Raw genomic sequence first — 9,954 nt, forward strand, 5'->3', positions numbered from 1 at the left:
GACCCGCAGGCCGCCATGCCACGCAAGGGAGCGCGATATGTCTGAAACCATCCTGTTCGATTACTGGCGTTCGTCCGCCAGTTACCGGGTGCGCATCGCGCTCAATCTCAAGGCGATCGCCTATCGCGCGGTTCCGACCGACCTTCTGACCAGCGAGCAAAAGGCGCCCGATTATGTGGCGCGCAACCCGCAGGGGCTGGTGCCGATGCTGCAGATCGACGGGCACGATCTGACCCAGTCGCTCGCGATCATCGACTATCTCGACGCCACGCGGCCTGACCCGCGGCTGATCCCGAGTGAGCCCATTGCACGCGCGGCGACACTCGCCCGGGCAATGATCATCATCGCCGACATCCATCCGCTCAACAACTTGCGGATGCTCAAGTATCTCAAGGCCCAGATGGGGCAAGAGCAGTCGGCGGTTGACGACTGGTATCGCCATTGGGTCGCCGAAGGCTTTGCCGCGCTCGAAGCGCTGGCGCCCGATGACGGGGTGTTCGGCGGCGCGTCGCCCGATCTCACCGATGTGTGCCTTGTGCCCCAGATGGCCAATGCGCGCCGGTTCGAACTCGACCTTGCGCCTTATCGGCGGCTGGTGCGGATCGATGCGGCGTTGCAGGCGATACCCGCCTTTGCCGCCGCGCATCCCGATGCGGTGAAGCCCGCATGAGGGGTTCGGCGCTGACAAACCGTCCTGTATTCTTGGGGCTGGCGGCATCGCTGGCTGCGTCGCCGGCTGTTGCGCAGGAGGTGACCGAGGAATTTGCGTCCGACCCGCTGATCACGGTGGTGGGCAAGCCGCTCGACGTTCCCTTGGGCGACCGCGCCTATAGCGTGACCAGCATCACCCCCGACATGCTCGCCAACGAGCCCAGCCAGCGGCTGGAAAATGCGCTGCGGCTGGTGCCTGGGCTGCAGCAGTTCCGGCGGTCCGATGCGCGCAGCGCCAATCCGACCAGCCAGGGCGTGACCTTGCGCGGGCTGGGAGGCAATGCCTCGAGCCGGGCGCTGTTGGTGCTCGATGGTGTGCCGCAAAGCGACCCTTTTGGCGGCTGGATCAGCTTCCCCGGCTATGATGCGATCAATCTGGGCGCGGTGCGGGTGCGGCGTGGCGGCGGCACCGGCGGCGATGGCCCCGGCGCGCTGGCAGGCACGATCGAGCTGGACAGCGCGGGGATTTCGGCGGGCCAGTCCAATCTCTATGGCGACCTCGCTTATGGCAGCCGCAATTCGCTCGAAGCCAGCGTCGGCACGACGCAGGCGTTGGGGGCAGGCGGCTTGTCTATCTCGGCGCAATATGCGCGCGGCGACGGATTTGTGCCGTTGATCGCGCAGCAGCGGGGCGCGGTCGATCGGGCAGCGCCGTATGAGCAGGCGGGCGTCAACCTGCGTTTCGTCGCGCCGATCAATTCCGAGACCGAATTGCAGGCCAGTGCGCGCGCGTTCACCGATCAGCGCGAGCGCGGCTTTGCGTTCAGCGACAACCACAATGACGGCGCCGATGCCAGCATCCGGCTGGTCGGACGCGGCGCGCTGCCCTGGTCGGCGCTGGCCTATGTGCAGGTGCGCAGCTTCGCCAGCAGCTTTGCCGCGATCAGCGCCGACCGGTCGACCGCGACCCAGACGCTCGACCAGTTCAATGTCCCGTCGACCGGCCTGGGTGCCCGGCTCGAGATCCGTCCATCCCTAGGGAACGGGGCCGAGTTGCGGCTGGGCGGCGAATGGCGCAGGACCACCGGCGAAACGCGCGAGCTCTACACCTTTGTGGCAGGCGATCCCACGCGGTTGCGGCGCGCCGGCGGGGCGAGTGATATCTTCGGTGCCTTTGCCGAGGCAAGCTGGCAGGCCTCGCCCGATCTGCTGTTGACCGGAGGCGGGCGGATCGATCGCTGGACGCTCACCGAAGGCAGTTTGCGCGAGACCGTTCTGGCAACCGGAGCGCCGCTCACCACAACTGATTTTGCCGACCGCAGCGGATGGGAGGGCACCGGGCGACTGGGCTTCGCCTGGGATGCGGCCTCGCTGCTGACGGTGCGCGGCGCCGGCTATCTCGGCTGGCGATTGCCGACGCTCAACGAGCTGTACCGGCCATTCCGCGTCGGCGCGGACGCGACCGCCGCCAATGCGGCGCTCGCGCCCGAACGGTTGCAGGGCGTCGAACTGGGGCTGGACTGGGAAATCTTCACGCTGCAACTGGGCGCGACGGTGTTCTGGAACCGCCTCGACAACGCCATCGCCAATGTCACTTTGGCGCGTGGCCCCGGAACCTTTCCTGGTGTCGGCTTCGTTTCGGCAGCGGGCAGTTTCAACCAGCGGCAGAATCTGGATGCGGTCGAGGCCAGGGGCGTCGAGATCGAAGCGCGCGCAGATATCGGCGACTTCAATCTGGCAGCGGCCTATAGCTATGTCGATGCCGAGGTGAACGCAGGCCCCGGCCAGGCGGCGATCGACGGGCTGCGCCCCGCGCAGGTGCCGCGCCATTTCGCCACGGGTTCGCTCGGCTGGTTCCCGCAAGGCAATGACAGCGGAATCAATCTGACCGCGCGCTATGTCGGTTCGCAGTTCGAGGACGATCTGGGGTTGCTGGCGCTGGACGATGCGCTGACGCTCGATGCCCGCGCGGCGCTCAGGATCCACCGCAATCTGCTGGTCGAACTGCGCGGCGAGAACCTGTTCGATGCCACCGTGCAGGCCGCGATCAGCGGGCCGGGGATGATCGAGCGGGGTATGCCGCGCACGATTTGGCTTGGCGTCAAACTGGACATTGAATAGCGTTGGCAGTCCGATGACCGAACCCATGACCCGCCTTGCCGATTTCATGCCCTATCGCATCTCGATTACATCGAATGCGATCAGCGACCTGATCGCGCGCGAGTATCGCAGCCGCTTTGGGCTGAAGATCGCAGAATGGCGGGTGATGGCGGTGCTCGGCGATGTCGGCGAGGCAACGCAGCGCGAGCTGGTCGCCGCCACCCGCATGGACAAGGTCGCCGTCAACCGTGCCACCAAGGCGCTGGGCGATCGGGCGCTGATCCAGCGCGCCCCGAACATGAGCGACGGCCGGTCGCACCACCTCGCGCTGACCGCCGAGGGCAAGGCGCTTTACGCCGAGATCATGCCGCTTGCGCTACAGATGGAAGCGCAGGTTATCGAAGTGCTCGATCCAGAGGAGCAAACACAGTTTTCTGCGCTGTTGGGCAGGCTGCTCGACAGGGCAGACTCGTTGTCCCACGAATGAGCGTGCCCGGAACCGACTTGTGTTCCGGTTTCAAATGATACTATGCTGCGCAACATCCAAAGCGGCGGCAAGACGTCAGTCCGGAACTAATGGCAGGAACACGAAAGGAATCCCAATTCCATGAAGCTCGCATCCCTCAAGAGCGGCCGCGATGGCCGTCTGGTCGTCGTGTCGAATGATCTCGCCTGGTATGCCGATGCCAGCCATCTGGTGCCCACGCTGCAGGCGGCGCTCGACGACTGGGATCGCATGGCACCCTATCTCGAGGTGCTCGCCCGCGATCTCGAGCATGCCGCGATCCCGCGCGAGCGTTTCCACGAACACGATGCCGCAGCGCCGCTGCCGCGTGCCTATCAATGGGCCGATGGCTCTGCCTACGTGAACCATGTCGAACTGGTGCGAAAGGCACGCGGCGCGGACCTGCCCGAAAGCTTCTGGACCGATCCGCTGATGTATCAGGGTGGCTCCGACGACCTGATGGGCGCGCGCGATGACATTGCGCTGAAGGACGAGGCCTGGGGCTGTGACCTTGAAGCCGAGATCGTCGTGGTGACCGGCGACGTGCCGCAGGGCGTGACGCCGGAAGAGGCGCGCAAGCACATTCGCCTCGTCGGGTTGGTCAACGACGTTTCGCTGCGCAACCTCATTCCCGACGAGCTCGCCAAAGGTTTCGGCTTCGTCCAGTCAAAGCCGGCCAGCGCGTTTTCTCCCGTGTTCGTGACGCCCGATACGCTAGGCGATTACTGGCAGGACGGCAAGCTGCACCGCACCTTGATGGTGGACCTGAACGGCAAGCCATTTGGCCGCGCGGTGGCGTCGGAAGATTGTACCTTCGATTTCGGTGTGCTGATCGCGCATCTCGCCAAGACCCGCCGGGTCCGTGCGGGATCGATCATCGGATCAGGCACGGTATCGAATCGCGATGCCGATGGCGGGCCTGGCCGCCCCGTGGCGGAAGGCGGCCTCGGCTATAGCTGCCTTGCCGAAGTCCGCATGGTCGAAAAGATCGCCACCGGCGAGATGACCACGCCGTTCCTCAAGGATGGTGATGTCGTGCGCATCGATGTCCATGACGACCGCGAACACACCATTTTCGGCGCGATCGAGCAGACCGTGAAGGTCGGCTGATCGCGCCTCGATAGCTTGGATTAGGCCGGTCCGCGATCCGCGGATCGGCGAATCCGGGCCGGCCTGCGATCAGCGGATCGGCGAATCCGGCGCCAGGCGCATGTCGAGATAGTTGTCGACCGAGTGCATCAGATCGTCGAGCTCGTGCTCGAAGAAATGGTTCGCGCGGCTGATCTCGTCATGATGGATCGTGATGTGCTTCTGCGTGCGCAACTTGTCGACCAGCTTCTGCACCGCGCCGGGCGTGACCACGGTATCGGCGGCGCCCTGCACAATGATGCCCGATGCGGGGCAGGGGGCGAGGAAGCTGAAATCGTACATGTTGGCCGGCGGCGCGACCGAGATGAAGCCGCGGATTTCCGGCCGCCGCATCAGCAGCTGCATGCCGATCAGCGCGCCGAAGCTGAAGCCCGCGACCCAGGTGGTCTGCGCTTCGGGATGGAAGCTCTGCACCCAGTCGAGCGCGGCAGCGGCATCGGACAGTTCGCCGATCCCGTTGTCGAACGTGCCCTGACTGCGGCCGACACCGCGGAAGTTGAAGCGCAACGTCGCAAAGCCGCGGCGCACGAACGTCTTGTACAGCGCCTGCGTGATCCGGTCGTTCATCGTTCCGCCGCCCTGCGGGTGCGGATGCAGGATCATCGCAACCGGTGCGCGGGGGCGGGGGGCGGGGCTGAAACGCCCCTCGAGACGGCCTTCGGGACCGGGAAAGATGACGGCGGGCATAGGGTGTGGGACTTTCGGAAATCTAAAAAGGGACTGGAGCAGCGCTGCCGATCGGACTGGCGGCGCGCCAGGGAACAGGGCCTATACGCAATCCGACCCCCAAAAAGCAACAAAATGCGTGGCAATGCGGCGCGCGGCGGCTAGATGAACGCGATGAACCGTTGCTTTCACCGACCGGCCTGACCCGGATCATGGCCGACCCGCGCATCTACCTCGATCATGCGGCCACCACGCCGGTGCTCCCCGAGGCACGCGCGGCGATGGCAGCGGCGATGGAGATCTGGGCCAATCCTTCCTCTCCCCATGCCGAGGGCCGTGCCGCACGCGCCGCGCTGGAAGATGCGCGTGCGCGGATTGCCGCATCGCTGGGCTGGACCGGCGAAATCATCCTGACCAGCGGTGCCAGCGAGGCGATCGCGCTCGCGATGCAGGCGAGCAGGACCGATGGCTGGATCCTTTCGCCGACCGAGCATGACGCGGTCCAGCGCATCGCCGAGCGTGCGTCTGATACCAAATCGGTGCTGCGGCTTGCGGTTGACCTCGACGGGCGGCTGGTATTGGCGAGCCTGCAGCGCGCCCTCGATACCAGCGGTCTGCGCCCGTTGGTGATCGTTCAATCGGTCAACAGCGAAACCGGTGTGATCCAGGATATCGACGCGGTTCTGGCGTTGGCGCGCGAAACCCGGGCGCTGGTGCTGTGCGATTGTTCGCAGAGCGCGGGCAAGTTGCCGCTGCCCGATGCCGACATGATCGTGGTGTCGGCGCACAAATTGGGCGGTCCGCCCGGCATCGGCGCGCTGCTGCTGCGCGATCCGGGCGTGCTCAACCCGTCCGGCGGGCAGGAAAAGGGCTATCGCAGCGGCACCGAGAATGTGCCCGCCGCGCTCGGTTTCGCGGCTGCTCTGGAAGCCTCGCGCAACTGGATCGAGCGCGCGGCCGATCTGCGCCACCAACTCGAAAGCGCCATTCGAGGCGCTGGGGGCGAAATCGTCGCGCACGGCGCGCCGCGCCTGCCCACGATCGGCAGCTACCGTATGCCTGGCGTGCAGGCCAATGCACAGCTGATCCAGTTCGATCTGGCAGGCGTCTCGGTTTCGGCGGGCAGCGCGTGCTCTTCAGGGACGCTGAAGACCAGCGCGGTGCTGACCGCAATGGGCTGGGACGAAAAGGCCGCAGGCGAAGTGGTAAGAGTGAGCTTCGGCCCCTCGACCACCCGCGCGCACGTCTACCGCTTCATCGAACTGTGGCGCGCGATGGCGGAGCGGGTGCGCTCCTGATGGCGATGACGCCGATCTACCTCGACTATCAGGCGACCACGCCGCTCGCGCCCGAAGCACTGGCGGCGATGCAGCCCTGGCTCGGCGATCTGGAGAGCAACACCGGCTGGGCCAATCCGCACAGCGCCCACAGCGCCGGGCGCAAGGCCGCGGCAGCGGTGGAGGTGGCGCGCGACCAGATCGCCGCGCTGATGCCATCGGGCGGACGGCTGGTGTTCACCAGCGGCGCGACCGAGGCGCTGAACCTGGCCATCCGCGGCGTGCTGCCGGCGCAGGCCCCGCGGCGCAAGATCGTCACCATCGCCACCGAACATGCCGCCGTGCTGGATACCTGCAAGTGGCTAGAGAGCCAAGGGTATGACCTGCATGTCCTGCCGGTGGACAGCCACGGTCTCGTTGACCTTGAGCAAGCCGCCCTCGCGATCGATCATGACACGGCGCTGGTGGCGGCGATGCTGGTCAACAACGAAATCGGCGTGATCCAGCCGGTCGCCGCGCTCGCGGCGTTGGCCCATGCAGCAGGCGCGTTGTTCCTGTGCGATGCGGTTCAGGGCTATGGCCGGGTGCCGCTGCCCGACGCTGCCGACATGATCGCGATCAGCGCGCACAAGATTCACGGTCCCAAGGGCATTGGCGCGTTGTGGGTGCGCGATGGCGTGGCGCTCGAGCCGCTGATCCATGGCGGCGGCCAGGAGCAGGGACGGCGATCGGGCACGTTGTCGCCGGCTTTGTGCGCTGGTTTTGGCGTGGCGGCGCGGCTTGCGGAATCGCGCGCTCAGCAGGATGCCGATCATGTCGCGATGCTGCGCGATGTGGCGCTGCCCCTGTTCGAGGGCTGGACGGTCAACGGGTCGCTCGATCGGCGCTATGCCGGCAACCTCAACCTTCAGCGCGATGGCCTGGACGTATCGCGGCTGCTGTCGGACGTGCGGGGTGTCGCCTTTTCGGCAGGGTCGGCGTGCGCCAGCGGGTCGGGGCGACCCAGCCATGTGCTGACCGCGCTGGGCCTGCCGACGCCAAAGGTGCGTTCGGCGATCCGACTGGGCTTTGGCCGCTACACCACAGTTGACGAAATCGAACGCGCCGCGCATCTCATCAGCACTGCGACCTCAAGCCAGTCAGGCAGCCAGACAGGGTAGTCCATGATCGACGTCACATTCATCAGTGCCGACGGCAAGAGCCGCCAGACGGTCCAGGCCCAGGACGGCGACCGGCTGCTCGATGTCGCGCAGGCGCATGGGCTTCCGCTCGAAGGCACCTGCGAGGGCCAGATGGCCTGCTCCACCTGCCATCTGATCATCGATGCGGCGGACTTCGCCAAGCTGCCCGAGCCGGTGGAGATGGAAGAGGACATGCTCGATCTCGCCGTGGCGGTGACCCGGACATCGCGGCTGTCGTGCCAGATCTTCCTGCGCGACGAGTGGCAGAGCCTGACGTGCCGCGTCCCGGCCGAAAGCTATGACATGCAGGGCGTGTGATGGCGCCGATGCGATCGCCACAAGCCCGGCTTGCTTTCCGCTGAAACACTCGCCATATGCGCGATGGGAGTCGGGCGGACGTAGCTGTCGCCAATCTGGTCAGGTCCGGAAGGAAGCAGCCACAACGATTTTCGCCGCGGGTCGTCCGGCTCCTACCAATCCCTACAGCGCAAGCATCACGATTCGTCGCGGCGGTTTTTGAACATCTGCGTGGTTTCGTTTCCATCCCTGCGCGCCAGCGGCTAATCACGACGCATGGATGATTCCCCGAAGCCAGACACCGACAGCGACCCCGCAGACGAAGGCCTGATGCCCGGTCTGGGGCTCGACCTGCCGCCAGCTTCTGCACCGATCGCGACCGGCCAGGCCTATCGCGTACTGGCACGCAAATACCGTCCGCAGACCTTTGCCGAGCTGATCGGGCAGGACGCTATGGTCCAGACCTTGGGCAACGCGATCCGCCGCGAGCGGCTGGCGCACGCGTTTCTGATGACCGGAGTGCGCGGGGTGGGCAAGACCTCGACCGCACGGTTGATCGCCAAGGCATTGAACTGCATCGGCCCGGACGGGCAGGGCGGCCCGACGATCGCGCCGTGCGGGGTGTGCGAGCCGTGCGTCGCCATTGCCGAAGGCCGCCACATCGACATCATCGAGATGGACGCCGCCAGCCACACCGGGATCGACGACGTCCGCGAAATCACCGAGGCGGTGCGCTATGCAGCCGTGTCGGCGCGCTACAAGATGTACATCATCGACGAAGCGCACATGCTGTCGAAACAGGCGTGGAACGGCTTGCTCAAGACGCTTGAGGAGCCGCCACCGCACGTGAAGTTCCTGTTCGCGACCACCGAGGTCAACAAGGTGCCGATCACGGTGCTGTCGCGCTGCCAGCGCTTCGACCTCAAGCGCATTCCGTCCGAGCTGCTCGCCAGCCATTTCGCCGAGATCTGCGTCAAGGAAGCTGTCGTTGCCGAGCCCGATGCGCTGGCGATGATCGCCGATGCCGCCGAGGGCTCTGTGCGCGATGGCCTGTCGATCCTCGACCAGGCGATCGCGCATGCCGACCTTGGCGGCCACAGCGATGATGCAGGCGCTGCTGCTGTCCGCGCCGAGCAGGTGCGCGCGATGCTGGGGCTGTCCGATCGCGGGTCGATGCGGCGGCTGTTCGCGCATCTGATCGCGGGCGATGCCGACGCGATGCTCGCCGGCCTTGATGCACAGCATGGCCTGGGTGTTGATCCACAGGCGGTGGTGCGGGGGTTGCTGGCGATGGTCCATGCGATCACGCTGCAAAAGTCGGCAGGCCGTGTTCGCACGGTGCACGGCGAAGAAGATCGCGCGGCTTTGGCCGACTGGGCGCAGAAGCTTGGCAATGCCAGCCTGCACCGGCTGTGGCAGCTGCTGCTCAAGGGGCATGACGAGATCGAGCAGGCACCGGTGCCGCGCGAGGCCTGCGAAATGGCGTTGCTGCGCGTGCTCTATGCCGCGACGCTGCCGGATCCCGGGACGCTCGCGCGTCGCATGACCGAAGCGCCTGCGCATGCCGCGCAGCCGGCGCCGGCGGCAACCGAGCAATCAGGCTCGCAGTCCGAACCGGCGCCTGCACCCGAACCCGAGCCGTCCCCGCCATGGGACATGGCAGACTATAGCGAAACCGTGCCTGAGCCGAGCAGGGCCGCCGGAGAAATCCGGACGATCCGCGATATCGTCGACTTGCTCGATGCTGGCGGGCGCCTGCTGCTGGCGGGGCGGGTTGGCGCTGACATGCGTCCGGTCGAGATCGGCCAAGACCGGCTGACCTATCAGTCGGCCACCGGGCGCGATGATTACGTTCCCCTGCTGCGCGAGGCGCTGGCTGACATTACCGGTCGGCGTTGGCAGGTCGAGCGGGCCGAGGGCCAGGCTATGCCCAGCCTGGCTGAACTGGACCAGATGGCCCAGGACGCCGCCCGCGACGAGATTCTCAATCATCCATTGGTCAAGGCGACGAAATCGGCCTTTCCCGATGCGGAAATTGACTGGACTGCGGCGGAAACCTCCCCACATGAGGATGATAACCTGCCAACACGGAGTGCCAAGGCATGAAAAGCATGGAAGAAATGATGGC

Annotated in this window: 9 protein-coding genes and 1 other RNA gene; 9 read left to right on the forward strand and 1 reads right to left on the reverse strand. The window is 66.0% G+C overall.

What is annotated here, in order from left to right; all coding sequences use genetic code 11:
* The first annotated feature begins 37 nt into the window (after positions 1-37).
* The 4 genes from maiA (at position 38) to QUV11_RS01100 (ending at position 4,366) form a co-directional block, all read left to right on the forward strand.
* The gene (gene maiA / locus QUV11_RS01085; RefSeq protein WP_300880039.1) at positions 38-670 is read left to right on the forward strand and encodes a maleylacetoacetate isomerase; all 633 of its coding nucleotides are present in this window, start codon (positions 38-40) and stop codon (positions 668-670) included.
* Between the two features lie 80 nt (positions 671-750).
* Complete coding sequence (locus QUV11_RS01090; protein WP_300880040.1) at positions 751-2,772, forward strand: TonB-dependent receptor; 2,022 nt, start codon at positions 751-753, stop codon at positions 2,770-2,772.
* 13 nt (positions 2,773-2,785) lie between these two features.
* Complete coding sequence (locus QUV11_RS01095; RefSeq protein ID WP_300880041.1) at positions 2,786-3,238, forward strand: MarR family winged helix-turn-helix transcriptional regulator; 453 nt, start codon at positions 2,786-2,788, stop codon at positions 3,236-3,238.
* Between the two features lie 120 nt (positions 3,239-3,358).
* Positions 3,359-4,366 (forward strand): fumarylacetoacetate hydrolase family protein, encoded by a 1,008-nt coding sequence (locus QUV11_RS01100; RefSeq protein WP_300880042.1) that lies wholly within the window; start codon positions 3,359-3,361, stop codon positions 4,364-4,366.
* A gap of 69 nt (positions 4,367-4,435) precedes the next feature.
* On the opposite strand, the gene QUV11_RS01105 is transcribed toward QUV11_RS01100, so the two are convergent.
* Positions 4,436-5,092, reverse strand: coding sequence for an alpha/beta hydrolase (locus QUV11_RS01105; RefSeq protein ID WP_300880043.1), 657 nt, complete (start codon positions 5,090-5,092; stop codon positions 4,436-4,438).
* A 191-nt stretch (positions 5,093-5,283) separates the two neighbouring features.
* Between QUV11_RS01105 and QUV11_RS01110 the strand changes: the two genes are divergently transcribed.
* The 5 genes from QUV11_RS01110 (at position 5,284) to QUV11_RS01130 (ending at position 9,932) form a co-directional block, all read left to right on the forward strand.
* On the forward strand, positions 5,284-6,369 hold the full coding sequence (locus QUV11_RS01110) for a cysteine desulfurase family protein (RefSeq protein WP_300880058.1): 1,086 nt from the start codon (positions 5,284-5,286) through the stop codon (positions 6,367-6,369).
* Between the two features lie 5 nt (positions 6,370-6,374).
* Entirely contained in the window at positions 6,375-7,508 is a 1,134-nt protein-coding gene (locus tag QUV11_RS01115; RefSeq protein WP_300880059.1) for a cysteine desulfurase family protein, read from the forward strand.
* A gap of 3 nt (positions 7,509-7,511) precedes the next feature.
* A complete protein-coding gene (locus QUV11_RS01120; RefSeq protein WP_300880044.1) occupies positions 7,512-7,847 on the forward strand; it encodes a 2Fe-2S iron-sulfur cluster-binding protein in 336 nt (111 codons plus the stop codon).
* Positions 7,848-7,910: 63 nt separating this feature from the next.
* Positions 7,911-8,006, forward strand: an RNA gene (gene ffs, locus QUV11_RS01125) — signal recognition particle sRNA small type.
* 150 nt (positions 8,007-8,156) lie between these two features.
* Positions 8,157-9,932 (forward strand): DNA polymerase III subunit gamma/tau, encoded by a 1,776-nt coding sequence (locus QUV11_RS01130; protein WP_300880060.1) that lies wholly within the window; start codon positions 8,157-8,159, stop codon positions 9,930-9,932.
* Positions 9,933-9,954: the final 22 nt, after the last annotated feature.

This window comes from Blastomonas sp., assembly GCF_030373265.1.
In the GTDB taxonomy this organism is placed as follows: domain Bacteria; phylum Pseudomonadota; class Alphaproteobacteria; order Sphingomonadales; family Sphingomonadaceae; genus Blastomonas.

Excerpts from the sequence above, each read along its gene's own strand:
- QUV11_RS01095 (WP_300880041.1), top strand. The coding sequence starts at position 2,786 with ATGACCGAACCCATGACCCGCCTTGCCGATTTCATGCCCTATCGCATC.
- QUV11_RS01100 (WP_300880042.1), top strand. The coding sequence starts at position 3,359 with ATGAAGCTCGCATCCCTCAAGAGCGGCCGCGATGGCCGTCTGGTCGTC.
- QUV11_RS01130 (WP_300880060.1), top strand. The coding sequence starts at position 8,157 with ATGCCCGGTCTGGGGCTCGACCTGCCGCCAGCTTCTGCACCGATCGCG.
- QUV11_RS01120 (WP_300880044.1), top strand. The coding sequence starts at position 7,512 with ATGATCGACGTCACATTCATCAGTGCCGACGGCAAGAGCCGCCAGACG.
- QUV11_RS01110 (WP_300880058.1), top strand. The coding sequence starts at position 5,284 with ATGGCCGACCCGCGCATCTACCTCGATCATGCGGCCACCACGCCGGTG.
- QUV11_RS01105 (WP_300880043.1), bottom strand. The coding sequence starts at position 5,092 with ATGCCCGCCGTCATCTTTCCCGGTCCCGAAGGCCGTCTCGAGGGGCGT.
- maiA (WP_300880039.1), top strand. The coding sequence starts at position 38 with ATGTCTGAAACCATCCTGTTCGATTACTGGCGTTCGTCCGCCAGTTAC.
- QUV11_RS01115 (WP_300880059.1), top strand. The coding sequence starts at position 6,375 with ATGACGCCGATCTACCTCGACTATCAGGCGACCACGCCGCTCGCGCCC.